The following is a 24,760-nucleotide window of genomic DNA, read 5'->3' as shown; positions in this document are numbered from 1 at the left end:
GGCCTCGAAGCGCATGTGGCGAAGCCACGAGTCTCGAGGCCGGACAGCCGACGCTCAGGAGGGCCGAACCTCGAGCGGCGGAGCCGCTCCAAAATTACAGCCGAACCCTCCAGCGGACGGGCCCCTTCAAAATTACTTCTTCACCAGTGCTTCGTCAGCATGGTGCCGGGCTCCACCGCTGAAGCCCACATGCGCTTCCTTGCGCATCCGGTCGACCATATGCGGGTAGTGCAGTTCGAAGGCGGGACGCTCGGAGCGGATCCGCGGCAGTTCGTAGAAGTTGTGCCGCGGCGGCGGGCAGGTGGTGGCCCATTCCAGCGAGTTGCCGTAACCCCACGGGTCGTCCACCGTCACCACTTCGCCGTAGCGGTAGCTCTTGAAGACGTTCCACAGGAACGGCAGCATCGACGCGCCGAGGACGAAGGCGCCGATCGTGGAGATGGTGTTCAGCGTGGTGAAACCGTCACCGGCCTGGTAGTCGGCGTAGCGGCGGGGCATACCCTCCGCGCCCAGCCAGTGCTGCACCAGGAAGGTGAGGTGGAAGCCGAGGAACGTGGTCCAGAAGTGCCACTTGGCGAGACGTTCGTCGAGCATGCGGCCGGTCATCTTCGGGAACCAGAAGTAGATCCCGGCGTAGGTGGCGAACACGATGGTGCCGAAGAGCACGTAGTGGAAGTGCGCGACCACGAAGTAGGAGTCGGTGACGTGGAAGTCCAGCGGCGGGCTGGCCAGGATGACACCGGACAGACCACCGAAGAGGAATGTCACGAGGAAGCCCACCGAGAACAACATCGGTGATTCGAAGGTCAATTGCCCCTTCCACATGGTGCCGATCCAGTTGAAGAACTTCACACCGGTCGGGACCGCGATCAGGAAGGTCATGAACGAGAAGTACGGCAGCAGCACCGCGCCGGTGGCGTACATATGGTGCGCCCAGACCGCGATGGACAGGGCGGCGATACCGAGGGTCGCGTAGACCAGAGTGGTGTAGCCGAAGATCGGCTTCCGGCTGAACACCGGGAAGACTTCGGAGACGATGCCGAAGAACGGCAACGCGATGATGTAGACCTCGGGATGTCCGAAGAACCAGAACAGGTGCTGGTAGAGCAGGATGCCGCCGGTGCCCGGATCGTAGATGTGGCCACCGAGGTGGCGGTCGTAGGCCAGACCCATCAGGGCGGCGGTCAGCAGCGGGAAGGCGAGCAGCACGAGCACGCTGGTGACGGCGATGTTCCAGGTGAAGATCGGCATCCGGAACATGGTCATACCCGGAGCGCGCAGGCAGACCACGGTCGTCAGCATGTTCACACCGCCGAGGATGGTGCCCAGACCGGAGACGGCCAGGCCCATGATCCACAGGTCGGTGCCCACACCGGGCGAATGCAGGATATCGGTGAGCGGCACGTACGCCGTCCAGCCGAAGTCCGCGGCGCCGCCCGGGGTGATGAAGCCGGCGGTCGCCATGGTGGCGCCGAACGCGTACAGCCAGTAGCTGAAGGCGTTCAGGCGCGGGAAGGCGACGTCGGGGGCGCCGATCTGCAGCGGCAGGATGATGTTGGCGAAACCGAACACGATCGCGGTCGCATAGAACAGCAGCATGATCGTGCCGTGCATGGTGAACAGCTGATTGAACTGCTCGGGCGAGAGGAACTGCAGACCCGGGCGCGCGAGCTCACCGCGCATCATCAGGGCCATCAGGCCACCGATGAGGAAGAACGCCATCGAGGTGGTCAAGTACATGACGCCCAGGACCTTGGGGTCCGTGGTGGTCACCATCTTGAATATGAACGACCCCTTCGGCCCCGTTCGCGCCGGAAATGGCCGAGTCGCTTCCAGCCCCCGAGGGACTGGCTTGGGCTCTACGGCAGTCACTGATCCTCCTGAAGGTGCCTTTAGGGTCGCTCCGCAGGCTCCACTATTTGCCCGCCGCCCCGGTGCACGAGACGGCCAACGGTTAGCTGTGCGCTTCTCGAATCGTAAACCTTCCCTCCGGAGCGGGGCGAACGGGTCCTACTCTGTGTCGTACTGCCGCGCGTCGTGGTCCGCGCGACCCCCGCCATCCGGACCCCACACCACCACCGCGACCTCCGGTCCGTCCGGCGGTTACCGGTGATGAGCGGCGAATCACGGTGGGCATGTACCCTTCCCGGCATGCCGGTGAGCCCCGCTGTCCATACCCCAGCCGCGCGTACTTCCCGGATCGCCGCGCGCGGCGGTCGCGCCCGCCGGTGGACTGCGGTCGCGCTCGGCTGCTGCGCCCTGGTGGTCTCCGCCTGCGCGAGCCATCCCGACGATTCGGCGTCGATCATCCGCACCACCACCAATATCGCCGGCGCCGGCGTGGTCGGGATCGAACGCGACACCACGCAGGCGTGCGCACTGCCCACCGCGCCGGATCCCGCCGAGGGCCCGGCTCGCACCGTACGGCACGAGTCCGGGGAGTCCCGGGTACCCGCCGATCCGCAGCGGATCGTGGTGCTGGGTACCTCCGCGCTGGACGCCACCTGCGCGGTCGGGTTGTGGGAACGCGTCGTCGGCGCGACCACCGTCGCCGGACCCACCCCGCAGCCCGGCTACCTGGGCTACGGCGTCCTCGAGATCCCGGGTGTCGGCCCCGCGGCCGATCCCGATCCGGCGCTCATCGCGCAACTGGACCCCGACCTCATCATCGGCGAGGCACCGGCCGGGCGGGCCGGTTACGAGGCGCTCAGCGAGATCGCGCCGACGGTCATGGTCGGCGCGGGCCGCGACTGGCGGGATCAGTTCACCGCGTTCGCGGGGGCGCTGGGCCGGGCCGGGGCCGGCGTGACCGCCCTGCGCGCCTACGACACCGAGGCCGCCGAGACCGGGCACACCATCAACGCCCCGCTGAGCCAGGCGTCGATTGTGCGTTTCACCGCCGACGGCACCGATTTCCTGGGCAGCGAGACCTTCGCGGCGCAGGTGCTGGCCGATACCGGCGCGGGCCGGCCGACCGCCCAGCGTGAGACGTCCGGGCCGGTGGACGAATCCGATCCGGTCGCGGCCGAGGGCGATCTGATCTACGTCATGTTCGCCGGACCCGAGGGCCAGGAGCACGGCGAATCGGTGATGCGCTCGGAGCCGTGGGAAAAACTCGGCGCCGTCACCGACAACCGGATGTTCGTGCTCGACGACGCCCTCTGGCACACCACGGGCCTGACCTCCGCGCGCACCGCGCTCGGCGATATCCGGGACACCCTCAACGCCTACGTCATGGACTGAGACCGGCCCCCGACACCGCCGGCACGGCCCGGTTTCCACAGCGTCACGCCCACCTCGCCCTACGATGGCGGCCTGCTGCCACCCGGCACCGCCGCTTTTCCGGAGCTGTGCGCCCACAGCGGACTCACAGCCCGGATCCAGGCGGAGGCCAGGCAGCGTTTCTACCGTCGAGGTCACCATCGTCGAGAGAGGTGCACAACGTGCGGAAACGTCGATCACAGCGGCCGGAGGAACGGCACGAACACGATCTCGGGCTCGCCCACGATATGTCGGTGCTGTTCTCCCGCCGCCGGGCGCTGTGGCTGCTGGGTGCCGCGGGTACCGCGTCGGTGGCCGCGGCCTGTTCGACCGGCGGCGACTCCGGCGGTTCGACTTCCGCCTCGGCGGCCTCGAGCACGGTGCAGACCGTGGGCGCGGCCCCGCAGGAGACCGCCGGACCCTATCCCGGCGACGGCTCCAACGGCCCCAATGTGCTCATCGAATCCGGTGTCGTGCGCTCCGACATCACCAGTAGTTTCGGCCCGTACTCCGGCACGGCCGAGGGGGCGCCGGCGACGATCCGGCTCACCCTGCAGGACCTGGCCCGCGGGGGCGCCGCCGGTACGGGAATGGCGCTCTATCTGTGGCATTGCGATCGTGACGGGGAGTACTCGCTGTACGGCAAGGACATCACCGAGCAGAATTATCTGCGCGGGGTGCAGGTCGCCGACGATTCCGGTCAGGTGAGCTTCACCTCGATCTTCCCGGCCTGCTATTCCGGTCGCTGGCCGCATATCCATTTCGAGGTCTACGACAGCCTCGAAACCGCGGTCGCCGGGGAGAACGCCCGCCTCACCTCACAGATCGCACTCCCCCAGGACGTCTGCGAACAGGTCTACAACGCCGATTCCGGCTACGCGCGCAGTCTCACCAACCTGTCCGAGGTCACGCTGGCCTCCGACAATGTCTTCGGCGACGGCTGGGACGCCGAAATGGCCACCGTCACCGGCAGCGCCCAATCCGGTATGGATATCTCGCTGACCATAGGCGTCGCCGAGAAGTCCGCGAACCAGTCGGAAGGCGGTCCCGGCGGCGGACCTCCTGGAGGCCCCGGCGGAACGCCTCCCGGCGGCCCCGGCGGCACCTCTCCCGGTCCGCCGCCGGACGGTATGCCCCCGGGCGGACCGTCCGGGGGTATGCCCCCGACCGGCAACTGATCCGGGAGGTTCCCGGGCGGCACCCTGCCGGGACTACCGTCCCGAAACCGGAAGTCAACCATTCCGAGACCTATAACCCCAGGTAGAAGCCTATTTCGCGAGTACCGTCGAGGGTATGGGCGACAAAGTCGAGGGTGATCGCTCACTCGGTTACCGGCTGGGTATCGGGATCGCCATCGGATTGGCGATCGGGATCCCGCTCGGCCTGGTGGTCCTGAGCAATCTCGCCGTGGGCGTCGGCCTCGGTATCGGATTCGGCCTGGCTTTCGGTCTGGCCATGTCGCCGTCCCCCGCCGGCGACTACGGATACCGGCGTCCCCGCCGAGACGAGGAATCCCGGCACCACCGCACACCCCCGCACGACGACTGAAGTACGCTCGGCGCCTGCGGTCCCGCCCGCCGAAAACCCACTTTTCGCACTGGGTTCGACGCGCGCGAACACAACCTGTGGGACTGCTCGATGATCTCACCCCCAAGGGGTAGTGTTACGAGTCCATCGGAGTCGTCGGGAAGGGTGTGGAGGCAGGATGAAGCTCATCGATCGGGTATCGGCCATCAACTGGAATCGGGTGCCCGACGAAAAGGACGCCGAGGTCTGGGACCGGCTCACCGGTAACTTCTGGCTCCCGGAGAAGGTCCCGGTATCCAACGACATCCCGTCCTGGGCGACGCTGACCCCCGACGAGAAGCAACTCACCATGCGGGTGTTCACCGGCCTCACCCTGCTCGACACCATCCAGGGCACCGTCGGCGCGGTCAGCCTGATCCCGGATGCGCTCACCCCGCACGAAGAGGCGGTGCTCACCAATATCGCCTTCATGGAGTCGGTACACGCCAAGAGCTACAGCTCCATCTTCTCCACCCTGTGCTCCACCCGCGAGATCGACGACGCCTTCCGCTGGTCGGAGGAGAACCGCAACCTCCAGCGCAAGGCCGAGATCGTGCTGGAGTACTACCGCGGCGACGACCCCCTCAAGCGCAAGGTGGCCTCCACCCTGCTGGAGAGCTTCCTGTTCTACTCCGGCTTCTACCTGCCGATGCACTGGTCCTCGCGCGCCAAGCTCACCAACACCGCCGATATGATCCGCCTGATCATCCGGGACGAGGCCGTGCACGGCTACTACATCGGCTACAAGTACCAGCGCGGCCTCGAGCAGATCACCCAGGCCGAACGCGACGAGCTGAAGAACTACACCTTCGAGTTGCTGTTCGAGCTCTACGACAACGAGGTCGACTACACCCAGGACCTCTACGACGAGGTCGGTCTCACCGAGGACGTCAAGAAGTTCCTCCGCTACAACGCCAACAAGGCGCTGATGAACCTGGGCTACGAGGGCCTGTTCCCCAAGGACGAGACCGAAGTCAACCCGGCCATCCTCTCGGCCCTGTCCCCCAACGCCGACGAGAACCACGACTTCTTCTCGGGGTCGGGCTCCAGCTACGTCATCGGCAAGGCGGTCAACACCGAAGACGACGACTGGGACTTCTGATCCCGCCCCGGGCCGTGGTGGACCACGGCCCGGGACACCACAAGGCAAGCCGATTCGGCCCGGTGGCGGACCGGTCGCAGCCCGCTATTCGGCGAAGAGATCCGAAACGTCCGTGGCGGTGATGGCCCGGTCGAACCAGCGGTCGAGAACCTCCGGATCGACGCAACTCCGGATATGTTCTTCGTCGGCCGCGGCAACGTCGATACCCCGCGCCTCCAGCAATCGCAGGGTCTTGTCGGCAATTTCTTCCAGCCGGCCCTCTACCCTGCCTTCGACTCGTCCTTCCACACGCCCTTCGGCGCGCCCTTCGGCGCGCCCCTCGGCGCGCAGGCGCTGGGAAGTCTTGGAACGGTAGAACGACAGGTCCACGCTCATCAGTTTGCTCCAGGTTTTCGCGGCTCGGGTACTGCCGAGACCGAGTTCGGTGAGTTCGGCGAAGACGTGGAAATCTTCTTCATTGTCGAGTTCGTGCAGGGCATCGGCAAGTGTTTTCAGTATCGCACCGATGTCCGGGTCTTTGGCATGAGTGATCGCCGACAACGTAGCCAGTGGGATATCAGCGGCGGCCAGATCCGGATCGGTTACCACCGGAACGTTGTGCGGTCCGAGGACGAGCGGACGCGCGGTGAGACTGCACCATTGAGACAGCCCGATGTTGATCGGCTCGGCAGCCCATTCGGCGGTCGCCACGTCTTGACACACGACGAGCAGCACGACGGGCAACCGGTATTTGGCATGCAGGTGCGCCAGGTAGTACGCCCACGCGCTGGGCTTGTCCTGGTCCTGACGGCCCTGCGCTTCCACCAGGAGCAGAAACGGACCGTCGCGCACTGTGGTGATCCGCAGCAAGGTGTCGACACGGCGTTCCAGCGGACGGATTTCGGTCAGATCATTGGTGAATACCGCTACCTCGGCCGGGTCGTCGAAGGGGAGTTCAAGCGCCCGGAATGCCCGGGCGAAGACACCCGGGTCGTGTTGGAAGAGGCGGTGCATAGCCTCGTGCGCGGAGCCGACCATGCGGGCGACGTTATGCGACAACAGGTTTCGTACGCTAGAAAGTCCTTCGGGACGCGGCGTGTCCGGGCTGTCGGCGTGTCCGCGGGTACCACCGGTACCCGGCGGTTGTGTCCCGTGATGCGCACGGGCCATATCCGCGACGGAGACAATCGGCCCCCGGCGCCGCGTAGTCGACCGGCAAACTTGTCGAATTCGAAACCATGAATTCGAGCCGAACCCCCTTAGAGTGGGTGACGAACCGCCCACTCCAGGGAGATGGTGAACATGGCAAATTCGGTCATGGACGACTTTGGCAGTCAGCTACGCGTCGCGTTTCATCGGTTCAGCGATTGGCCCTACCCCGATCAGATCGACCACGAGATGTTTCGGGCATTCATGAAAACCCCGCACGACGTGGGTGGGGAACCCGATGCACCGGCTGTTTTCGAGGAGAAACAAGAGGAGATCTGGGAGCTCAATACGTTCATCACCTGCGAGGTACTCGGCTGGCGGGGCATCTGGACATCCGAGGAACGCCGCAGGCTGGGCAACGTGGATCTCGGGCGTACGCAGTATCTCGGTTTCCCCTATTACGGTCGCTGGGTGCTGGCCATCGCCCGCTGCCTCATCGATAAACGGCATATCACGCTGCGTGAACTGCTCGAACGCAGCGAAGAGGTCCGGGCGCGGTGCGCGGGCCGGCCGGGTCCGCTGGAACCCGCACCCCGCGGCACCGGGGACGGCAGCGACGTCGTCCGCAATATTCATCACCGGGACGCGGTCGGTCACGGCGATCCCCAATGCTTCGCCGGGCAGGCGGATACGCCCCGATTCGCGGTCGGCGACCGGGTGCTGGTGCGTGACCTTCCGACCATCTTCTACACCCGCACCCAGGAGTATCTGCGGGGTAAACCGGGAACGGTCGTCAAGGTGACCTACGAAAGCCCGATCCCGGAGGACGAAGCGTTCGACCGCGAGGACCGGCGGCCCGAATGGTTCTACATCGTGCGCTTCGAGATGAAGGATCTGTGGGACCCCTATCAGGGATGTCCCGAGGACACGCTACAGGCGGAAATTTCGGAGCCCTGGCTCCGAGCGAGCTCATAGACCCGGTCGCACCTCGATGAGAGGAACACGATGAGCGGAAAACCCCACGAGCACGAGGACGACGAGTCGGTCCGGCACGCGGCACCGATGGTCGAAGAGGTCACCGATTTCGAGGTACTCGAAATCGCGCTACGCGAGCTGGCGATCGAGAAGGGCTTGTTCACCGCCGAGGATCACCGCAGCTACACCGAATATTTCGAGCAGCTCGGCCCGGCGCCGGGTTCCCGGTTCGTCGCCAAGATCTGGTCCGACCCCGATTTCCGGCAACTCGCCCTGGACGACGCCATCGCCGCATGTCACGAAATCGGGATCGATTGGCTGAAACCGACCGGCTTCGGGACGCCCAGCGATTTCACCGCGCTGCACCTCCTCGAGGACACACCGACGCTGCATCACGTGGTCTGTTGCAGCCTGTGCTCCTGCTATCCCCGGCCGCTGCTGGGGAATTCCCCGGAGTGGTACCGGACGCCCAACTACCGCCGCCGGCTCGTTCGCTGGCCCCGCCAGGTACTCGCCGAGTTCGGCCTCTACCTCACCGAGGATGTCCAGATCCGGGTCGAGGACTCCAATTCCAAGCACCGGTTCATGGTGCTTCCGGTGCGGCCCGACGGTACGGAAGGGTGGAGCGAAGAACAGCTCGCGCAGATCGTGACCCGCGACTGCCTCATCGGCGTCGCTCTCCCCAAACCCGGACGTACCGCGGATGTGCAACGCCCGGTCCATGCCGCGGTCCATCCGGCCGAAAACCACTGACCGACCGAAGGGACAACAGATGCCGATGGACCGGGATGTCACGGGAATCAGGGTTCCGCTGCTGGAGCAGCTGATCGACCGCGGGCAGGTGTGGCCGCGGATGGCCGAGAAATACGGTGTCGAGAATCCCAGCCCACCGTGGAAATCGAGTTTGGACGGAATCTGCGACGCCCTCGACCGCGAAGGTACCGCCCTACCGCTGCTCACCCGGCGCGACGAGGAGGATCGGCTCACCGGGGAGACGTACGCGGGGCTGCCCTTCCCCGAGAACCAGCTCGTCGCGCTGGCGCATTCACTGATCGCCAGGAAGATCATCGACGAGGACGATCTGGCCCGGCGGCTCGAGCAGGTCCGGGCCCGGCTCGAGGCCGCCGACGCCGACCGTCCCGGCTCCTGACCGCTCGGTCCGTCGTGACAACGCGTCCGAGACCGGATGATTCAGCCGATGGACTCCCGGAAGCTCGCGCCCTCTTCGATCGACTGCGCGACTTCGGCGAGTTCGCCGACGGGGAAGATCTGGTAATCGGCGAAGAAGCCGAATTTATTGGGGGCGTCGGTCAGGTTCATCGGGTTGTCGGTTTCGACCACCGCGAACCCGCCACTGCCGTCGAGCCGTCCGACGAGCTGGTGGTAGGTCACGCCGTCGACCGGTTTCCAGTTGGCGAACACACTCAGCGCGCGCCGGATGCTCTGCTCGTTCTCGGCTGCCGAGCCGTTCCACCGGTATGTCCAGGAAATCACGTATTTCATCTGTCCTCCCAGGGATCCCCGGAGCAGCGGATCATGCAGCACGCAAACAGCGCAGATCGCGAATTCCCTGCGCGACAGGGACGCTCGGGACAGGCATGAGTTCGCGGGCCGCCGGTTCCGCTCTCCGGCGGTATGGACTGTGCGGGCCCGGATATCGCACCGGTATTCGAACGAATGTCAGCGAAGAATCCGATCGTCACTCGCAAAGGCTCGGATCCGTGCGTTCGCGCGGAAGCAGAGGGCCGATATCCGGTCGGCGTCTCACAACGCGCTGGGCCTCGAAGCCGACCAACACCGGAATTATCATAGCAAGAAGCTATGGTCAGTGGATACGGCAGCTCTCGTCGACCGGGCGGGTGATCGACCAATTCTGCGTGAACCGGCAGGCGGCGATCTTCCAGCGCCCGCCCTCGACGAGGTATTCGTCGTCGTACTCACCGGTCATCACCGTCTCGGTGTTCTCCACGAGGTTCACCTGACGGAATTTCAGCGTCCAGCGGCCGGAAGCGTGCTCGTCGTCGTGGACGGTGATATCGGGGTGCAGACCATGGTGCATATCGAGGATGACGTTCTTACCGTCGACCTTCTGCAGTGCGATCTTCTCGAACACCGCCGCCATCCCGTCGGCGTCGAACGACCCCAGCACTCCGTAGTCGACCGCCGCACCCGCGTCGACGAAGCACTCCCGGAACACCTTCGGGTCCTTCGCGTCACACGCGCGCAGGTAGCGGTGCTTGAGCGCCTTGATCTCCTCGACCGCCTCCAGCCGCGCCAACCGCCGCGCCAGATCGGCTTCGCTGGACCGCGGTGGCTGTGCGGGCGGCATATGTTCTCCTCGCGAACGTTCGTACCGGCTGATCGGGCCGGCGGGTGGGTCACTGTGCAATGTATATCCGGCGCGCCCGCCAGAGGTCTCCCGCACCTATATCGACCGCTGCGTCCGCGCCCACAACGCCAGTACGCTCTCCGCCGGCGAGGCGGCCAAGGCGACGGATGACCTCTCCGAAAAGCGCTGCTCAGCCCGGAAAAATCCCGCGTGATCAACTACGGTTACCAGCACGAGAGCGAGATCCCCCGCGGCGAAACCACCCACCGCGAGCGAGCGGGAGCTCTTCGTCACCTGTATACCCGCAGCCGACGACCATATCGGCTACACCTTCGTCGCCGGACCGGCCGTCACGTGCGATCTCGTCCCAACGGTCACGGTCTTCGGTCCGGATCACACGCAGGTCGAACGCGCCCGCGACCACCACCGGCCCGGTTCCCGGCGTCCCGACAGCCCCGGAGAACCCTTATCGGCCTCCCGGATATCAGTCCCCCGGACCCACCCGTGCGAGGAATGCGTCCCACTCCTCCGTCGCGAAGTTCAGCGCGGGGCCGGCCGGGTTCTTGGAATCCCGGACACCGACCCGCCCCGCACCGAGCCAGGCGACTTCGACGCAGTCGCCACCTCCACCGCTATACGACGACTTGAACCACTGCGCATCGGATAGTTCGCCCATCACTGGTCGTATCTCCTTGCAATTCTTCGTATTCGATCCCGCGAGGTCACCTCATCGAGCGTCGAGGACCGAAGCGTGTCGTACAGCGAGCGGAACCGCGCCACATCGTCGGCGTCCTCGAAAGTCATGGAACCGATTGCGCCCTCGGAGTGGACCACGGTCGGTTCGCTATCCGGGAAGTCGAGGACGATGAACGGTTGGACGACATCACCGGTCGGTAGCCCAGCGGTGAAGGGCAGCACCCTGAGAGTGATGTTTTCGTGGGTACTCGTGTCGGCAATGGCCCGGCACTGCGTCGCCATGATCCGCTTCGAACCGACCACGGTGTGCAGCACATTCTCATGCAATACGTATTCCATCCGAGCTTTCCAACGCCGCTGCGCAAGTCGCCGCTGGCGCCGCATCCGCATCTCGACCCGACTGCCAATCTGCTGCTCGGGGTCGTCGGGCGCGTAAGCACGGTAGATAGCTTTGGCATAGTCTGCTGTCTGAAGCAGGCCGGGAATTACGAGGGGTTGAAAGAACCTGAATTCGGTCGCATAGGACTCCAGCTCGAGATACGAACTGAACCCCTCATGCAGAAAGTGCCGATAGCTCTGCCACCAGACCTTCGAATTCGATTCCGCTGCTAGCGCCATCAGATACTGGGTGCGATCATCCGGCAGGTCGAAGTAACGGCAGAGATATTCGACCTCGCGGACTTTGATCCGCTCGTACTGTCCCAATTCGATCCGGCTCAGCGTCGCCCGGCTGAACTCGGTGTCCCGCGCCACCTGTTCCAACGTCGACCCACGTGCGTGGCGGGCGTCGCGCAACGCCCTACCCAGTTGCCGCCGCGGCAGTGTGGTGCCGCTGAGATCCGCCTTGCTCGGCATCGTGCCTCCCCTGTTTCTCAACGAATCGCCTCGGCGTTTCTCAGTGCGAGAACAATCGTAGGCAGGTATCGAGAAACGTGCTGCTGCTTCCGGTCGATCCCGTGACGGCTTCTCGCCGCCCTACGCCGAGTCTGTGACCTGCAGCAACATAGCCGCATGTCCGAGAGATACGGAAGCCGTTGTCGCAAAGACGCTTTCCCGCCATCGCACGGTGCCGCCACTACGCACGTACCGACTCGTCATACCGAATGCGACGGGCGGCGCGCTGCCTGGCGGCTCGACCGCGGGACGATCCGGATCCTGGAGGTGCGAGACACCGTCGGCACGTCCGTCGAGCTGCCCGGCCGCACCTGCGCCGACCTCGCGGATATGCGGGAAAGGTTCCCCGAGCACACCCCGTTGTGGGATGCGATCCGCCGGGAGTTCTGGACACACACCGTCACGCCGGGGTTCGCCGGATGACGGCCATCAGCTACCCCGACGACGAATCCGTCGCCGAGATCACCATGCATTTTCTGCCCGCCCTTCCCGCCGACTCGCTCCCGGTGCTCTTGGGCTTCCGCTTCGACGGCGAGACGATCCACTCCGAATGCGCCGAGGTCTATCTGAGCGGTGACCGTGGCCCGCGGGAACCGAACCCCATTCATGCGGCGGCGGCCCGGATCCGCACCGTCCTCGGTGACGGAATGTTCGGATTCGGTTTCGTCTTCCCCGTTTTCGCCGACCAACTCGATTCCCGCGCCGACAACAGCCATATCCCGGCCCCCGTCCACACCGCCGCCGCGCGACTCGCCGCTCCGTCGGATCTCATCGCGGCAGCGACCATCGACGCCGCCGGCCGCCAGTGGTGGGCCGTGCTCCCCCGGCACCTGCCCGGATTCGCCCCCATACTGCTGAGATTCCCCGCCGTCGCGCCCCAGGACTGGCGGCTACCCGAATCTCTCCACGCCTCCCTGTGGACCGCAGCCCTCGCACTCGACGTTACGAACCACCCACACCTGCTGCGGCTACGAACCCCACACCCGGCCGAACGGCAGCGGGCTCGATGACCACCCTTCCGTGCATCGGACCGCGATTCCGGCGCCGATCCGTTAGGTTCAGGCAGTTCGCCGATCGCAGCGCCGCCCCACCTGCACCACCCTCACCAGGCTTCGGCGCGCTGCTCCTCCCACCGCTGCCAGGCAAGGTCCAGCCAACTGCTGAAATGGCGGGTGAACTCGGCGGGAGTGGCGGGGCGCACTGTCACATGGGTGCCGCGCTGTTCGGTGTAGCGGCCGTCGCCGGTGATGTCGTGCCATTCCAGCCCGCGGACCGGTTCTGTCTCCGCGTCGAACCGCCCGATCCGCAGCACCGCGCAACCACCACCGTCGGCTTCCCGCCGGAGCAGCTTCCGGTACCGGTCCCGGGCGCGGGCGCGCTGCGGATCCTCGAACTGCTCCTTCCGGGATTCGATATCGGCAGGATGGAAGGTCGCCGGTTCGGCGGCGCCGGGCGCGCAGCCGGGCAATGCAGCCACCAGGCGGGCCGCCAACTGCTCCGGACGGAACAGACGCACCTGGATCGAACCGAAATCCGCGGCGCTACCCGCCTGACTCATCGTCACCGCGTGATTCTCGGTGCGGGCACCCACGACCCGGTAATTGCGGATATCACCACGCCCGGTACTGCGTTTGTGAGCCGCGGTGCCACCGAAGATCGCGATCTGCAAACCCGAGGTGCCCAGCGTATCCAGCGCCACCTGGATTACCGCGCGTTCTTCCGGCGAATACCGCTCCCGCACCGCTATCCGATGTGCCCGGGCTTCATCGTTGAAGGCGAACCGGCTCGTGTAGCGCAGCGGGCTGGGGAACCGGTCGTAGGCGTCGCTGTACCACAGGGCCGCGAAATCATCCGGCTCCCACGTCCACTCGGACATCGGCCATTCCTCTTTTTCTTTGCGGGACAGCATTTCCCGCGATCCTTCGGTAACGAGACGGTTCCGCGACAGAATCGGCCCGGCTGTCGAGCCGGGCCGCATCCGCGGCGAAACCCACCGGCCCTAGCCGGGATTGGATCCGATCACGCCACCGTCGATGGTGGGAGGGATATCGCCCAGCAGTTCGTCGGCGTTCTCCTGATTGATCAGGTAATCGGGCACCGAACGTTTCGATTCGTCGTCCTGCCCGCCGCCACGTCCCGCCCCGGCGCCACCCATCGGCATACCACCCATCCCGCGGTTTCCCGCGGCGTTCGCCGCGCCGGCGGCGACACCTGCCGGAGCACCCGCGGCGGTATTCGGGGCGCCCTGGACTGTGCGCCCCGGAGTCTGCGACTCCGGAGTACCCGGAGAACCGGGAGTTCCCGACGGCGTACCGCCCGGAGAACCGGGTCCGGTTGTCACACCGGCCGGTGTGGTGCTCGCCGGGACAGTGGGCGTGGTGCCGGTCGGCGTCTCCGTCGACGCGGGGGCGGTCGCGGTGTCTCCCGGGTCGGTGGTGGTCGGCTGGGTGGTCTCGCCGGGTGTCTCGCCCGGCGTCTCGCCTTCCGGAGTCCCCGGTGTCTCGCCCGTAGGCGTCTCCCCCGTCGTACCTGCGGGGGTGCCTGGGCTAGTAGCACTCGGTTTCCCGGTGTCGGTGTTGTATCCGCCGGGTGGAGGCGCGGGGATATCGGTGGTGGAGGTGGGGCCCGCGGGAACGGGAATCACCGGGATCTGGGTATCGAGTTCCACGAATCTGTCGACGTAATAGGTTTTCATCGCCGCCTGAGCCACCTGCGTTCGCCGCGAAATCTCGTCGTCACTGATCAAAGTATTGAAAAATCCTTTGAATCCGTCCCCAGAAAGGAATGCACCATCGGCGACAAGCGGTTCCCCCACCCTGGTCTTGGTATCCACAATCGCCTGGGCCGCGCCCTTGATACCGTTGGCGAGCGCGTCCAACGCGGGAGTCACGGGACGCGCACACTTGTCGATATAGTCCTGGATCGCCCGCTTGGACTGCTCGGCAGCCGGCCCGGACCATGCCTGCGCAAGGGACGCCTGAGTGGATCGCAGGAACGTCTCGAAACCCTGCTCCCACATCAGTTTCATCAGCAGATACTTCCCTGCTTGACCGTTCGCATCGTTCACATCGAGTGGGCTGAACGCGCCGCTGATCTTGGGATGATTCCAGTTGGGTGTGTACTCTCCACCCCCCGGGATGGTCGCATTTTCATACCCCGGCGTGTCGGTCATGCCGGACCGCCAAGGAAGGCGTTCGGGTCGACGACGGGCCCTGCAGGCGGCCGTTCCGGCAGGGTCTCGCTGAGAGAATTAATAGCCGCCGCGAACTCGCTATCCGCCTGCATCATCCGATCCCGCATGATTCGAAAGACGTTCTGAATATCGTCGACGATCTTGTAATGTTGCTCCATGATCTCCCAGACGCCGTTACCGTCCGGGGCGCCTTTCGCCTTCACCTTGTAGCGACCCACCATTGCCCGGGCGGACGTCAAGTCGTCGTTGGCTTCCCCCAGACCCCAGTGATCCTGCTGAGAAATCTCCTCCGCGCTACCTTGGATACGCACAATCTGATCTTTGAAGTACTGACAGTCGCGCTCGAGGTAGATGAAATCTTCCGGTGTCATCTGCACCGACGTCTGACCGCTGGTTGCCGCGCTGAGCATGTTGGCCATCGGCCGCGGCGCGGGCTCGTCAACCATTTCCGTCCCTCCGCAACGTGATTCCGAGAACCGGCCTACTCATGCGTCGGCCGGGATGCTCGGCGCAACTTTGCCGACCAGGTTTCGTGCGAGTTCGCAAGTATCGAGATGCCCGGTCTTACTGCGCGAGGGCGGATTGGTGAGCAAGAATTCAAGACTTCCCCCGGCCAGTTCAACGTTGACGTTGCACGAAGCCTCGACCTGAGTCTTACCCTGCTGCGAGACGATGGCCGACCGTCCACCGGTCTCGAATTCCAGAGTTCCAGGAAACCCCTGGCCTTTGATCATTTCAAGGGTCATATTGGTCGTGCGTATGGCAGCCGAATATCCATCGGTCTGTACCCACATGCACCCGTCCCATTTGATCCCGTTGGCACTTGCATCATCCGGCATCGGATCTCGCAGCCCCTCCGACTCCAAGGCCTCCTGCGGGATATCGGTGCACGGTTCGAACCCGGTGGGCACCTCCGCCGCGACGCTCGGCGTCTCCGGGGCCGACCCCTCGGTAGACGATCCACACCCAGTCAACGCCAGCACCGCCCCGCCAACCAGCGCGATCAACGCCTTACGCTTCCCCGCGGCAACCATCCCGACCTCCACTGCCGGTACCACTAGTCGTCCGACCCTGGGGAGGACCGGCGTCTCCGCCCCCTGCTGCCGGTTCGCCCAGACGTTACCGGCGCGAACTATAGGTCGCAACCGCCGAACCGGGCCCGTCGAACCGCCCGCCGAAATTCGCCAGTACCCGATGAAAACCCGCTGAACTGCGTCCATTCGACAACCGCGACCGGCACCCGAGCACGCTGCACCGGTGTCCCCACCCCGACACGGCGAACCGATGCGCGCCCCGGATGTCGGAGGCGGGTGCGACGATGTGCGCGACCGAGGGCCAGGCGAGGGAGGACCAATGGGCAAGCTGGACGGACAGGTGGCCGTCATCACCGGCGGCGCGCGGGGGCAGGGGCGGGCGCATGCGATGGCGCTGGCAGCCGAGGGCGCCGATATCGTGCTGTGCGATATCACCGCGCAGGTCGCGAGTGTCGCCTACCCGCTGGGGTCGGAACAGGATCTCGCCGAGACCGTGGAACTGGTCCGCGCCACCGGCCGCCGCTGCCTCCCGATCACCGCCGATGTGCGCAGCCGGGAGCAGATGGACAGCGTCGCCGCTCAGACGGTCGCCGATTTCGGCCGGATCGATATCCTGCTCGCCAACGCGGGGATCGCCTCCAGCGCGCTGATCGCCGACATGCCCGAACAGACCTGGCGGGACATGATCGATATCAATCTCACCGGTGTTTTCCACAGTTTCCACGCGGTGGTGCCGCATATGGTCGAGCGGGGCCGGGGCCGGATCGTGGCCACCTCCTCCATCGTCGCGCGGATGGGGGCCCGGAAGTCGGGGCACTACACGGCCGCGAAATGGGGAGTCGTCGGGCTGGTGAAATCGCTGGCGCTGGAGGTCGCCGAACACGGCATCACCGTGAACGCCGTACTCCCCGCGGGCGTGCAGACCGATATGATCATGAACCCGGCCACCTACCGCGAACTGATGCCCGATATCGAGAACCCCACCCGCGCGGACGCGATGGCGATGTTCGAGGCCGGCGGCGGGTTGATCCAGCCCGCCGAGGTATCGGAGATGATCCTCGTCTTGGTCTCCGAATCCGGACGCCGCTACAACGGCGAGGCGATCACCATTTCCGGCGGGATGAGCGCGAACACCATCTGAGCCCGGCGGCCGGTCGCCACTGGAGCCGGTGTGCGTCCATCATTGCGCGGCCGACCCGGTAGCACGCGAACCCGCCGGGCGACCGGGAGATCGCGCGGCGGGTTCGGTGCGTTGCCGTCGGACGGCCTGGGGTCAGAGTTTGCCGCCCCCGCCGATCAGCCACGGGTTGAACGTGCACTGCAGCGGCTGCGCCGGATCCAGGGTGTTCTGGATGATCGACAGCACGCGCGGCGAATACATCAGTGTCAGATGGTCGGAAAGGTCCTGTTCACACCCATCCTGCAGGGTGATGTTGCGGACGGTCGCGCCCGGCCCGGCCGTCAGGAAGGTCGAATCGAAGGGGGTGGTGATCTCGTCGTAGCGGCTACCGACCACTGTGTAGTCCACCCCGGGCACGGTATCGCCGGCGGCGTTGAGGTTGTTGATGAAATTCGATCCGACGGTCTGCTGGATACCGGAGTGGCCCACGAAGATCTCCACCAGGCCCAGCACATCGATACCGAGATTGTTGATCGCCCGGCCCAGCGCGCCGATCCCGACCAGGGTGGTGCCGTGATGGGTGGCGCCGAAGGTCATCAGGTGATGGACCTTGTCCGCGCCGCCCTCGAACTGGATGTACTGCCGCGACGACACCCCGCCCTGGGAGTGGCCCACGATATTCACCTTGCCGGCGCCGGTCGCCGCCAGTACCCGGTCCACGAACACCGCGATCTGTTTCGCCGAATCCTCGATATAGCCGGTGCCGTTCGCGCCGGGGAGGGCTGTGCCGACGCCGCCACCCTGGATCAGGCCGGACCTACCGTAGTTGAACGTGAAAACGCAGTGTCCGGCGTCGTGCAGCGGCTGGGAGATGAACGCGAAATTGTTGTAGGCGTTCTCCCACGTCCCGTGGATCAGCACCAGCGGTTCGGGATGTTCGGCGGTCGGTGTGCAGTTCCAGTCGTTACTGCCCGGGGGTGCCACATCCGGGTTCAGCAAACCGTGGCCGAAGGCACCCAGAAACGATGTCGACGGCGGGCCGAAACCGACGGTGTCCGTGGCATGCCCGCCGCGTAACCCGGAACTGGAGCCCGAGCCGCCGTAACAGTCGCCGGAGCCGTTGCCCGATCCCGTACCGCTACCCGAGTTGCAGGCGGAACCGGAAGCACTGCCGCTGTCGACGATCGGACGCGCCGCGGGGTCTTTCAGGCCGTCCGCGATGGTGTCGGCCAGTTGCTGCTCGGCCGGCACCTGGGCGGGCTCGGCATGCACCCCCGCCCCCGGTAGTGCGATCGCCAGGACCGCCGCGGCTGTCACGGCGGCGCCGCGAAGCGATCGGCGGATCGTCGTACGCCTCATCAGATGCCTTTCTGCACAACAAATACGGACCGACTCCGGGCAGTGACACAAACGCCGGGAATCTGCGATGACGCTAGAGCCGATCGACCGCAATCGAGCCGGGGGCGGCAATGGTCCGGGAAACTCACGAAAAGGCGTCGAGCAATTGAAGAATCGCCATAAAAGGCTTTTTGCGGGCGTTTCGAGAATTCTTCGTGAGCGTTCACGATCCGGGACGTGCCGAATCCCTTCCACACACAGAAGGTTCCGTGGAGCGGCACAGGTGAGACGGCGCACCCGCGTTCGCGACGGTTCCGGGCGCCGCCGCGCCGCCTTCGCGGCGGACGAGCCGGGCGTTACAGCCGGTCGCGCCCGGAATTATCGGGGCCGGCCGATCCCGCGCGGGGCCCGGTCACCGATCCGCAAGGTCATAGGAGGTGCTGCGGCCGCCCGCATTCGACCGCTCGAGAACACCGAGGTCGACCAATTCGGTGATATCTCGTAGTGCCGTGTCCTGCGAGCATTTGGTGATCGTCGCCCACTTCCGAGTGGTGAGCTTGCCGTTGAATCCGTCGAACAGCCGGTTCACCATGGCTATCTGGCGGTTGTTCATCCGGAGCGGAGAGCGGTCCCGCCAGAACCGGGCCTTCCGCAGAACCGTGTCGACAGTGTCATCGGCGTGCACGATCGCCCGGCGCAGCGCCTCGAGGAACCAGACGAGCCACTCCGTCACATCGAGTGTTCCCTTCTGCGTCTGCTCCAGCATCCGGTAGTACGCCGCGCGGTCTCGCTGGATCTGCGCCGAAAGACTGTAGAACCGCCGGGAACTGTGGTCGGCGCGCGCCAGCCACAGGTCACCGAGGGCGCGCGCGATGCGCCCGTTTCCGTCATCGAAAGGATGCACGGTGACGAACCACAGATGCGCCAGGCCCGCTTTGACGATCGAGGGTTCGGTGGTGGGGCGGTTGACCCAATCCAGGAACTCGGCCATCTCGGCGTCCAGCCGCACGGCGGGTGGTGCCTCGAAATGCACCCGTTCCTTACCGTAGCCACCGGAGACGACCTGCATGGGCCCGGATTCGTCGGTGCGCCAGGAACCGATATCGATTCGGGTGCGGCCGGAGTACCCGGTCGGAAACAGCGCGGCATGCCAGCCGAACAGACGCTCGGCGGTGACGGGCCGATCGTGGTGCACGGTCGCATCGAGAACCATCTCGACGACACCCTCCACGTGCCGGTCGGCCGGTGCGAGTGCGCCGATGTCTACGCCGAGATGACGTGCCAGGGAGGAACGAACGGAGTCGGCATCGAGTAGTTCGCCCTCGATCTGACTGGTTTTGACCACGTCCTGGGTCAGCACCGTCAGGCTCGTTTCGTCCTGGACGGCGTCGGCCGCCTCGGTGAGGCGGCCGATCAGACGCCCCTGCCGGTGTGCCACTTCGGCGAGCGGCGCCGCCAATCGGGCGGCGTCGTATCCGAACGCCGGCCAGTCGGCATGCTGCCAGATGTACTTGCGGTATTCGCCCGCCATGCGGTGATAATAACCCCTATTCACCGCAAATTCTGCGGTGAATAGGGGCGTCGCCCGCTCAGATCCCGAGGACCAGTTTCGCGGTGGTGAAGTAGATGATGAGGCCGGTGGCGTCCACCAGGGTGGTGACCATCGGCGCCGACACCACCGCCGGGTCGATGCGCAGGCGCTTGGCCAGCAGCGGCATGGTGCCGCCGATGGTCGCGGCCCACGCGCAGATCAGGACCAGCGTGATCCCGACGACCACCGCGACCCGCGGCCCGACGAACAGCCCGCCGATCCCGACGCCGACGACGGCGAGCATGGTGCCCAGCACCAGCCCCACCCGGCACTCCCGCCAGATCACCTTGAACAGATCGCCGCCGCGAACCTCGCCGACCGCGACCGCGCGCACACAGGCCGTCGCGGCCTGGGCCCCCGCGTTACCGCCCGCACCGATGAGCAACGGGATGAACAACGCCAGCTGCGCCGCCTGCTCGAGGGTCGCCTCGAAGAACCCTGTCACACTCACGGTGAGGGTGGCGGCCACCAGCAGCAGCATCAGCCACAGTGCGCGATAGCGGGCCAGCTGGAACACCCCGGCGGCCATATAGTGGCCCTCCCACGGGGCCGAACCGGCCTGTTTGGCGACGTCCTCACTGTCGGCCGCCTCGATCACCTCGACGGCGTCGTCGATGGTGAGCAACCCCACCAGCCGGTCCTCGCTGTCGACCACCGGCATATTGATGTCGTTGGTCTCCCGCATCAGCCGCGCGGCCTTCTCCGCCGAATCGGTGGCCCGCACGAAGGCGGGTTCGGTGACCACCAGATCCGCGACCATCGTGTCCGGACCGCTGAGCACCAGCTCACGCAGGTCGACGATGCCCCGCAACCGGCGGCCCACATCCACCACGGGCAGTGTGTACACGGTTTCGGCGTTACCGCCCTTGATCCGTACGGTGCGCAGAGCTTCGGCGACGGTCAGCGTGCCCGGGATCGCGACCACTTCCGGCGTCATGAACCGGCCGACCGACCCTTCCGGGTAGCCCAGCAGCGCGGCGGTCATCCGCCGCTCGCGGGGGCTCAGCCCGGCCAGCGCCTTCTTCGCGACCTTGGCGGGGGCTTCGCGCAGCATGCGGGCGCGATCGTCGGGCGCCATCCGCTCGACGAGTTCACGGAAGTTCTGGTCCCGCAAGCCCTGCAGGATCTGCTGCTGGTCGACGGGTTCGAGTTCCTCGAACACCGCCAGCGCCAGATCTTTGTCCAGCAGGCGGAACGCCACCCCGGCCTCGACCGCGTCCATACGGGCGAGTTCGTCGGCGATGACATGTGGCGGGTGGGTGTCCAGCCAGTGCAGCGCGGCGTCGACGCGATGGCGTTCGACAACGTCCTGGAGGGATTCCGACAGCGTCGTCGGCGCTTCGATGATCTGCGACATGAGAAGTCCTCGGCACAGCAGTGAGTAGCGAGTGATTCGAAGGAAGTCACACCGCGAGGCACCGAGCCGGACCGCTCCGCCGGCAGGAACTGCTAGCGGATACGCGGGCGGACGGCGCCGCGCGGCCTTCGACTGGGAGGTTCGCTGCGCATTGCAACACCACCTCCTCATTCGGTCGCCGCCCGTGCGCGTGGATACACGCCCGATCCGGGAAAACAATCTATGAATGCGAACGCATCCGTGGCCAGAATACATCCTGACCACGGAAAGTCCGCATCGGAACGTTCGTCACACGGCGTTTCACATTCCCGGGCGTGTCCGAGACGCCGAGGAAGCCGACGACCCGAGGGCGGCGTACCCGGATCACCCGGGCAGGATCTCGGCGGTGGCGAGCCAGCCTTCCCGGGCGCTGGGATGCCGTGGCACCCATTCGGTGGCGTCGCGGAAGCGGGTGTTCGATACCCGCAGTGAACGGGTGAGCGAGGTGAGCCGGTCGCCGAGCAGACCGGCGGCGCGGCCGGGACCGCGTATCCACAGCCCGCGGCCGGCGGCGCGGGCGAGCGCGTCGGAGTAGTCGCGGGTGGTGAGTGGTTCGTCGTCGACGACGTTGTAGGTGCCGGGCGCGACCTCCAGTGCCGCGGCGACGGCGCGGCCGGCGTCGGCGACGTGGATCGAGGACATGTAGCTGTCCGGGCGCCCGAGCGTCATCCCGATACCCCGCCGCGCCAGGGCGAGCATCTGCTCGCTGTGCCGGGCACCGGGCCCGTAGAACACGCCGAACCGCAGCACCACCGCGGCTCCCCCGCCGTCGCCGAACCGTGCGGCATTCGCCTCGGCGGCGAAATTGCTCCGGGCCAGTGGAAAGCGATCCACCGGAGAAGATTCGGTAATCCACTCGGCGCCCTGATCGGTATAGAACATCACGACCGATTCCTGCACCACCCGGCCGACGCCCGCGGCGAGAGCGGCATCCACCACGGCGGCCGAGCCCTCGGTCCGGACATACTCGTTGGCGCGCATCGCGCGCCTGCTCGCGAATTTGCTCATCGGCGGAATCGCGGTCGCCAGATTCACGACCGCGTCGTAACCGTCCAGCGCCGAGGTCAGGGCGTCACGATCGAACAGCGAGATCCGGGCGGGCGTGGCACCGGCGGCCACCAATTCGGCGGCCTTCTCATCGGACCGGGCCAGCGCCGTGACCGAATGCCCCACCCCGACCAGCGCCGGGACGGTATGGACGCCGAGAGCACCGGTTCCGCCGGTGACGAACACGCGCATGATGCCAACCTACGCCGGGAATTCGGCGCGGGAAGCGCGCAACCGTTGCCGGGTCGGCGCGGGGCCGACAGAGTGGAGGCGGAGACATCTGTTCCGGCCCCCGGGCCCGACATCTGAGGAGAATGCTGTGCGCTTCGGAATCTTCGTCCCGCAGGGGTGGCGCCTGGACCTGGTCGGAATCGAGCCCGGCGCCCAGTGGGACGTGATGCGAAGTCTCGCGAAGCGCACCGACGCGAATCCGGTGTGGGAGTCGCTATGGGTGTACGACCATTTCCACACCGTTCCGGAACCGACCGAGGAGGCCACCCATGAGGCGTGGACGCTGATGTCGGCGTTCGCCGCCACCACCTCGCGGGTGCGGCTGGGCCAGATGTGTACCGCGATCAGTTACCGCAACCCCGCCTATCTGGCGAAGGTCGCGGCGACGGTGGACCTGATCTCCGGCGGACGCACCGAGATGGGGATCGGCGGCGGCTGGTACGAACACGAGTGGCGCGCCTACGGTTACGGCTTCCCCACCGCGGGCGAACGGCTGGGGCGGCTCGACGAGGGTGTGCAGATCTTCCGCCAGGCCTGGCGCGACGGGGTCGCCACCCTCGACGGCCGCTACTACCAGGTGGACGGCGCGATCGTGCGCCCGCTACCGGCGCAGCAGGGTGGTCTGCCGCTGTGGATCGCCGGCGGCGGCGAGAAGAAAACCCTGCGCATCGCGGCGAAATACGCGAACTACACCAACTTCGCCGGTAACGATCTCGACGAGTTCACCCGTAAATCGGAGATCCTGCGCGAGCACTGCGCCGAGGTGGGCACCGATTTCGACGCCATCGTGCGCAGCGCCAACTTCAATGTCGCCATCGGCGCCACCGAGGCCGAGGTCGAACAGCGCAAGTCCGAGCACGCCGCCCGTCTCGCTCCCGTCCTGGGCGCGGAGAAAGCTCGCGCCTTCGTCGACAACCTGAACAACGGCGGCGCGGCGGTCGGCACCCCCGAGCAGATCGTCGAGAAGCTGTCCGCCGTCCGGGACCGCGGGCTGGGCTACACCATCCTCAACTTCCCGGAAGCCGCCTACGACACCAGCGGTATCGAACTCTTCGAACGCGAGGTCATCCCCGCACTGTCCTGACCGGCGACGTCCCGGCGGTCGGACACCACGGGCGCAGAACAGCCCGGAGAGCAACCGCCGGGAGACTTCGGGGGTGCGTCCCGTCGGCTTCGGTCGTCGGTCAGAGCGCGATCACCGTCAGCAACGGATCCAGACCTTTGAAGTCATCCGCGTTGCGAGTGAACAGCGGCAGATCATTTGCCGACGCTATCGCGGCGATCATCAGATCCATCTTGCGCGGCTTGGGACTTCGCCCGGACGCGACCACCAACTTTGCCATCGAGGTGAATCGTCTCGCCGCCGTGGAGGAGAAGGGCAGCGCATCGAAGGCGTGCTCGATCTCCAGCAGGCGTTCGGTGCGAAGAGCGAGCGTTTCCGCACCGGTCGCCAAAGCCACGCCCAAGCCCAGTTCCGCGAGTGTCACCGTGCTGATTTTCGGCTGAATCGGCAGGTCCGCCACGTCGATCGTGGCCATATCGATGAGTACACAGGTATCCAACAGGCCGAGGGGGTAGCGGAATTGCGTCCCCGGTTCAGTCATCGAGCCTGTCCGCTCCGAATGCGATGTCGATTTCCGCACGCTCGTCCGTGGCGTTCGCACTGCCGGCGAACCTGGCGAGTCGCTTTTTCAGCTCGGTGGTCGTCAGGCTATGCCGCGGGGTGATTGGACGCAGTTCGCCGACAGGACGGCCGTTGCGGGTGATCACGAAATCCTCACCCGCCTCCAGCGCATCCATCACACCTGCGCTCCCATTGCGCAGTTCGGCTTGGCTGATCGTCCTGGTCATAGCTCCAA

27 protein-coding genes are annotated in these 24,760 nt (G+C 66.0%); 11 read left to right on the top strand and 16 right to left on the bottom strand.

All coding sequences use genetic code 11. The annotated features are described in order from the left end of the window. Positions 1–132 precede the first annotated feature (132 nt). On the bottom strand, positions 133–1,872 hold the full coding sequence (ctaD, locus tag AB0F41_RS23770) for a cytochrome c oxidase subunit I (RefSeq protein ID WP_357427291.1): 1,740 nt from the start codon (positions 1,870–1,872) through the stop codon (positions 133–135). A gap of 279 nt (positions 1,873–2,151) precedes the next feature. On the opposite strand from ctaD, the gene AB0F41_RS23765 reads away from it, so the two are divergent. From AB0F41_RS23765 to nrdF, 4 genes are all read left to right on the top strand, one after another. Then, on the top strand, positions 2,152–3,243 hold the full coding sequence (locus AB0F41_RS23765) for an ABC transporter substrate-binding protein (RefSeq protein ID WP_357427289.1): 1,092 nt from the start codon (positions 2,152–2,154) through the stop codon (positions 3,241–3,243). 266 nt (positions 3,244–3,509) lie between these two features. After that, positions 3,510–4,439: a dioxygenase gene (locus AB0F41_RS23760; RefSeq protein WP_357427297.1), complete on the top strand. Its 930-nt coding sequence runs from the start codon at positions 3,510–3,512 to the stop codon at positions 4,437–4,439. Between the two features lie 115 nt (positions 4,440–4,554). Beyond that, positions 4,555–4,809, top strand: coding sequence for a hypothetical protein (locus AB0F41_RS23755; protein ID WP_357427287.1), 255 nt, complete (start codon positions 4,555–4,557; stop codon positions 4,807–4,809). Between the two features lie 157 nt (positions 4,810–4,966). Beyond that, positions 4,967–5,929 carry a class 1b ribonucleoside-diphosphate reductase subunit beta gene (gene nrdF, locus AB0F41_RS23750; RefSeq protein ID WP_357427285.1) on the top strand — a complete coding sequence of 321 codons (963 nt, stop codon included), beginning with the start codon at positions 4,967–4,969 and terminating at the stop codon, positions 5,927–5,929. Positions 5,930–6,013: 84 nt separating this feature from the next. Here the strand turns inward: nrdF and AB0F41_RS23745 are convergent, their stop codons facing one another. Then, positions 6,014–6,946: a hypothetical protein gene (locus AB0F41_RS23745; protein WP_357427283.1), complete on the bottom strand. Its 933-nt coding sequence runs from the start codon at positions 6,944–6,946 to the stop codon at positions 6,014–6,016. Between the two features lie 264 nt (positions 6,947–7,210). Here AB0F41_RS23745 and AB0F41_RS23740 point away from each other — a divergent pair, with 264 nt between their 5' ends. The 3 genes from AB0F41_RS23740 to AB0F41_RS23730 are packed head-to-tail and all read left to right on the top strand — an operon-like array spanning position 7,211 to position 9,182. Further along, a complete protein-coding gene (locus AB0F41_RS23740) occupies positions 7,211–8,032 on the top strand; it encodes an SH3-like domain-containing protein (protein WP_357427281.1) in 822 nt (273 codons plus the stop codon). A 30-nt stretch (positions 8,033–8,062) separates the two neighbouring features. Beyond that, on the top strand, positions 8,063–8,785 hold the full coding sequence (gene scnC / locus AB0F41_RS23735) for a thiocyanate hydrolase subunit gamma (RefSeq protein WP_357427279.1): 723 nt from the start codon (positions 8,063–8,065) through the stop codon (positions 8,783–8,785). 19 nt (positions 8,786–8,804) lie between these two features. Then, on the top strand, positions 8,805–9,182 hold the full coding sequence (locus AB0F41_RS23730) for a thiocyanate hydrolase (protein ID WP_357427277.1): 378 nt from the start codon (positions 8,805–8,807) through the stop codon (positions 9,180–9,182). Between the two features lie 41 nt (positions 9,183–9,223). Here AB0F41_RS23730 and AB0F41_RS23725 read toward each other — a convergent pair whose 3' ends face one another. The 4 genes from AB0F41_RS23725 to AB0F41_RS23710 all read right to left on the bottom strand — a co-directional run bounded on the left by AB0F41_RS23725 (position 9,224) and on the right by AB0F41_RS23710 (position 11,912). Continuing rightward, positions 9,224–9,535, bottom strand: a complete 312-nt coding sequence (locus tag AB0F41_RS23725) for a DUF3303 family protein (protein ID WP_357427275.1) — start codon at positions 9,533–9,535, stop codon at positions 9,224–9,226. Between the two features lie 322 nt (positions 9,536–9,857). After that, the gene (locus tag AB0F41_RS23720; protein WP_357427273.1) at positions 9,858–10,361 is read right to left on the bottom strand and encodes a nuclear transport factor 2 family protein; all 504 of its coding nucleotides are present in this window, start codon (positions 10,359–10,361) and stop codon (positions 9,858–9,860) included. Positions 10,362–10,845: 484 nt separating this feature from the next. Next, positions 10,846–11,040, bottom strand: a complete 195-nt coding sequence (locus AB0F41_RS23715; RefSeq protein ID WP_357427271.1) for a DUF397 domain-containing protein — start codon at positions 11,038–11,040, stop codon at positions 10,846–10,848. Continuing rightward, positions 11,037–11,912: a helix-turn-helix transcriptional regulator gene (locus AB0F41_RS23710; protein ID WP_357427269.1), complete on the bottom strand. Its 876-nt coding sequence runs from the start codon at positions 11,910–11,912 to the stop codon at positions 11,037–11,039. Before AB0F41_RS23710 ends, AB0F41_RS23715 begins: the two co-directional genes overlap by 4 nt. A 306-nt stretch (positions 11,913–12,218) precedes the next feature. On the opposite strand from AB0F41_RS23710, the gene AB0F41_RS23705 reads away from it, so the two are divergent. Both AB0F41_RS23705 and AB0F41_RS23700 read left to right on the top strand, forming a co-directional pair. Continuing rightward, complete coding sequence (locus AB0F41_RS23705; RefSeq protein ID WP_357427267.1) at positions 12,219–12,374, top strand: hypothetical protein; 156 nt, start codon at positions 12,219–12,221, stop codon at positions 12,372–12,374. After that, the gene (locus AB0F41_RS23700) at positions 12,371–12,961 is read left to right on the top strand and encodes a hypothetical protein (RefSeq protein ID WP_357427265.1); all 591 of its coding nucleotides are present in this window, start codon (positions 12,371–12,373) and stop codon (positions 12,959–12,961) included. Before AB0F41_RS23705 ends, AB0F41_RS23700 begins: the two co-directional genes overlap by 4 nt. 92 nt (positions 12,962–13,053) lie before the next feature. Here the strand turns inward: AB0F41_RS23700 and AB0F41_RS23695 are convergent, their stop codons facing one another. The 4 genes from AB0F41_RS23695 to AB0F41_RS23680 form a co-directional block, all read right to left on the bottom strand. Beyond that, the gene (locus AB0F41_RS23695) at positions 13,054–13,827 is read right to left on the bottom strand and encodes an ESX secretion-associated protein EspG (protein WP_357427263.1); all 774 of its coding nucleotides are present in this window, start codon (positions 13,825–13,827) and stop codon (positions 13,054–13,056) included. 123 nt (positions 13,828–13,950) lie between these two features. Further along, positions 13,951–15,123, bottom strand: coding sequence for a hypothetical protein (locus AB0F41_RS23690; protein ID WP_357427261.1), 1,173 nt, complete (start codon positions 15,121–15,123; stop codon positions 13,951–13,953). Beyond that, complete coding sequence (locus AB0F41_RS23685; RefSeq protein WP_357427259.1) at positions 15,120–15,590, bottom strand: hypothetical protein; 471 nt, start codon at positions 15,588–15,590, stop codon at positions 15,120–15,122. Before AB0F41_RS23685 ends, AB0F41_RS23690 begins: the two co-directional genes overlap by 4 nt. A gap of 39 nt (positions 15,591–15,629) precedes the next feature. Continuing rightward, positions 15,630–16,178 carry a DUF3558 domain-containing protein gene (locus AB0F41_RS23680; RefSeq protein ID WP_357427257.1) on the bottom strand — a complete coding sequence of 183 codons (549 nt, stop codon included), beginning with the start codon at positions 16,176–16,178 and terminating at the stop codon, positions 15,630–15,632. 319 nt (positions 16,179–16,497) lie between these two features. On the opposite strand from AB0F41_RS23680, the gene AB0F41_RS23675 reads away from it, so the two are divergent. Further along, positions 16,498–17,319: a mycofactocin-coupled SDR family oxidoreductase gene (locus AB0F41_RS23675; RefSeq protein WP_357427255.1), complete on the top strand. Its 822-nt coding sequence runs from the start codon at positions 16,498–16,500 to the stop codon at positions 17,317–17,319. Between the two features lie 132 nt (positions 17,320–17,451). Here the strand turns inward: AB0F41_RS23675 and AB0F41_RS23670 are convergent, their stop codons facing one another. From AB0F41_RS23670 to AB0F41_RS23655, 4 genes are all read right to left on the bottom strand, one after another. Continuing rightward, positions 17,452–18,657 (bottom strand): alpha/beta fold hydrolase, encoded by a 1,206-nt coding sequence (locus AB0F41_RS23670; protein ID WP_357427253.1) that lies wholly within the window; start codon positions 18,655–18,657, stop codon positions 17,452–17,454. A gap of 391 nt (positions 18,658–19,048) precedes the next feature. Beyond that, complete coding sequence (locus AB0F41_RS23665; protein WP_357427251.1) at positions 19,049–20,167, bottom strand: Fic family protein; 1,119 nt, start codon at positions 20,165–20,167, stop codon at positions 19,049–19,051. Positions 20,168–20,225: 58 nt separating this feature from the next. Beyond that, positions 20,226–21,584: a magnesium transporter gene (gene mgtE, locus AB0F41_RS23660; RefSeq protein ID WP_357427249.1), complete on the bottom strand. Its 1,359-nt coding sequence runs from the start codon at positions 21,582–21,584 to the stop codon at positions 20,226–20,228. Positions 21,585–21,947: 363 nt separating this feature from the next. Next, positions 21,948–22,862 (bottom strand): NAD-dependent epimerase/dehydratase family protein, encoded by a 915-nt coding sequence (locus tag AB0F41_RS23655; protein ID WP_357427247.1) that lies wholly within the window; start codon positions 22,860–22,862, stop codon positions 21,948–21,950. 127 nt (positions 22,863–22,989) lie between these two features. Here AB0F41_RS23655 and AB0F41_RS23650 point away from each other — a divergent pair, with 127 nt between their 5' ends. Then, positions 22,990–23,985, top strand: coding sequence for an LLM class F420-dependent oxidoreductase (locus AB0F41_RS23650; RefSeq protein ID WP_357427245.1), 996 nt, complete (start codon positions 22,990–22,992; stop codon positions 23,983–23,985). Positions 23,986–24,085: 100 nt separating this feature from the next. Here AB0F41_RS23650 and AB0F41_RS23645 read toward each other — a convergent pair whose 3' ends face one another. Both AB0F41_RS23645 and AB0F41_RS23640 read right to left on the bottom strand, forming a co-directional pair. Next, positions 24,086–24,439, bottom strand: a complete 354-nt coding sequence (locus AB0F41_RS23645; RefSeq protein WP_357427243.1) for a type II toxin-antitoxin system VapC family toxin — start codon at positions 24,437–24,439, stop codon at positions 24,086–24,088. A gap of 58 nt (positions 24,440–24,497) precedes the next feature. Continuing rightward, positions 24,498–24,752: a type II toxin-antitoxin system prevent-host-death family antitoxin gene (locus tag AB0F41_RS23640; RefSeq protein WP_357427241.1), complete on the bottom strand. Its 255-nt coding sequence runs from the start codon at positions 24,750–24,752 to the stop codon at positions 24,498–24,500. Positions 24,753–24,760: the final 8 nt, after the last annotated feature.

This window comes from Nocardia sp. NPDC024068, assembly GCF_040638875.1.
Lineage (GTDB): Bacteria > Actinomycetota > Actinomycetes > Mycobacteriales > Mycobacteriaceae > Nocardia.
Note: the sequence above shows the minus strand (reverse complement) of the source record. Positions and strands in the feature narration are given on the sequence as shown.

Bases quoted from the DNA above. Each gene is read 5' to 3' on its own strand.
- AB0F41_RS23710 (WP_357427269.1), bottom strand. From the start codon at position 11,912: ATGCCGAGCAAGGCGGATCTCAGCGGCACCACACTGCCGCGGCGGCAA.
- AB0F41_RS23685 (WP_357427259.1), bottom strand. From the start codon at position 15,590: ATGGTTGACGAGCCCGCGCCGCGGCCGATGGCCAACATGCTCAGCGCG.
- AB0F41_RS23690 (WP_357427261.1), bottom strand. From the start codon at position 15,123: ATGACCGACACGCCGGGGTATGAAAATGCGACCATCCCGGGGGGTGGA.
- AB0F41_RS23760 (WP_357427297.1), top strand. From the start codon at position 3,510: ATGTCGGTGCTGTTCTCCCGCCGCCGGGCGCTGTGGCTGCTGGGTGCC.
- AB0F41_RS23720 (WP_357427273.1), bottom strand. From the start codon at position 10,361: ATGCCGCCCGCACAGCCACCGCGGTCCAGCGAAGCCGATCTGGCGCGG.
- AB0F41_RS23700 (WP_357427265.1), top strand. From the start codon at position 12,371: ATGACGGCCATCAGCTACCCCGACGACGAATCCGTCGCCGAGATCACC.
- AB0F41_RS23640 (WP_357427241.1), bottom strand. From the start codon at position 24,752: ATGACCAGGACGATCAGCCAAGCCGAACTGCGCAATGGGAGCGCAGGT.
- nrdF (WP_357427285.1), top strand. From the start codon at position 4,967: ATGAAGCTCATCGATCGGGTATCGGCCATCAACTGGAATCGGGTGCCC.
- AB0F41_RS23680 (WP_357427257.1), bottom strand. From the start codon at position 16,178: ATGGTTGCCGCGGGGAAGCGTAAGGCGTTGATCGCGCTGGTTGGCGGG.
- AB0F41_RS23645 (WP_357427243.1), bottom strand. From the start codon at position 24,439: ATGGCCACGATCGACGTGGCGGACCTGCCGATTCAGCCGAAAATCAGC.
- AB0F41_RS23755 (WP_357427287.1), top strand. From the start codon at position 4,555: ATGGGCGACAAAGTCGAGGGTGATCGCTCACTCGGTTACCGGCTGGGT.
- mgtE (WP_357427249.1), bottom strand. From the start codon at position 21,584: ATGTCGCAGATCATCGAAGCGCCGACGACGCTGTCGGAATCCCTCCAG.
- AB0F41_RS23745 (WP_357427283.1), bottom strand. From the start codon at position 6,946: ATGGTCGGCTCCGCGCACGAGGCTATGCACCGCCTCTTCCAACACGAC.
- scnC (WP_357427279.1), top strand. From the start codon at position 8,063: ATGAGCGGAAAACCCCACGAGCACGAGGACGACGAGTCGGTCCGGCAC.
- AB0F41_RS23670 (WP_357427253.1), bottom strand. From the start codon at position 18,657: ATGAGGCGTACGACGATCCGCCGATCGCTTCGCGGCGCCGCCGTGACA.
- AB0F41_RS23765 (WP_357427289.1), top strand. From the start codon at position 2,152: ATGCCGGTGAGCCCCGCTGTCCATACCCCAGCCGCGCGTACTTCCCGG.
- AB0F41_RS23725 (WP_357427275.1), bottom strand. From the start codon at position 9,535: ATGAAATACGTGATTTCCTGGACATACCGGTGGAACGGCTCGGCAGCC.
- AB0F41_RS23730 (WP_357427277.1), top strand. From the start codon at position 8,805: ATGCCGATGGACCGGGATGTCACGGGAATCAGGGTTCCGCTGCTGGAG.
- AB0F41_RS23655 (WP_357427247.1), bottom strand. From the start codon at position 22,862: ATGCGCGTGTTCGTCACCGGCGGAACCGGTGCTCTCGGCGTCCATACC.
- AB0F41_RS23675 (WP_357427255.1), top strand. From the start codon at position 16,498: ATGGGCAAGCTGGACGGACAGGTGGCCGTCATCACCGGCGGCGCGCGG.
- AB0F41_RS23665 (WP_357427251.1), bottom strand. From the start codon at position 20,167: ATGGCGGGCGAATACCGCAAGTACATCTGGCAGCATGCCGACTGGCCG.
- AB0F41_RS23695 (WP_357427263.1), bottom strand. From the start codon at position 13,827: ATGTCCGAGTGGACGTGGGAGCCGGATGATTTCGCGGCCCTGTGGTAC.
- AB0F41_RS23740 (WP_357427281.1), top strand. From the start codon at position 7,211: ATGGCAAATTCGGTCATGGACGACTTTGGCAGTCAGCTACGCGTCGCG.